Genomic DNA, 680 nt, shown 5'->3' on the forward strand with positions numbered 1-680 from the left:
CCTAGCTCCCCTTGTGCTGCTCGTAGGGCATCTACGCTAGCGACTGAGGTGCCGCCGGTTGCAGCTTGCCATAGTGGTCCTATTGGCTGGGTCTCGATGTTGTCCTCAGTCACCACCTCTTTTGAGGATTCGGTCAAGGTAATACGGTAGCGATCAAAACTGACTTGATTGTATTTGAGGTTGCCTGCGCCAACTTCATAGCGCCGACCCTGAAACAGATCCAACTGCGTGATGCCGCTACTGCCGTTATCTACTTGCTCGGCGCGTTTGGCTAGCGTGATCGTATCTTTGCTACCCACTTGTCCTGCGCGCTGAGTCATAGCCTTTGGCAACGCGGGCATGTCGCTATCAGCATCGTTGTTTAGATTAACGTTATTTAAATTATCGCTGTTATCGTCATTTTTTCTATCTTCAGTTTGAATCAAAACCACGTCTTGTAGCTGTTTTTTATCATCGCTTAGACTGCCGACATATAAGTTGTAATCGCCACTACTAATAAACTCATTGGGACGAATCAGATCAAAAGCACTACTTAGCGCTTGCTGTTGCCAAATGACTTCAGATGAGCGTACGCCCCAAGGCTTGCCTACTATCGATAATGCTGCCTCGCCTACGAACAGTGCCAAAATTAATGGCGTCATCAACCGTGCAAGCTTACCGCGTGAGACGCCACTGGCATT

At 48.7% G+C, this 680-nt stretch carries 1 protein-coding gene; it reads right to left on the minus strand.

Annotated features, from left to right (window positions below):
• The coding region (locus tag ACTXGO_RS15590) for an LptF/LptG family permease (RefSeq protein WP_443575160.1) at window positions 1–680 on the minus strand (680 nt) is incomplete at both ends.

Source organism: Psychrobacter sp. T6-1, from assembly GCF_052258445.1.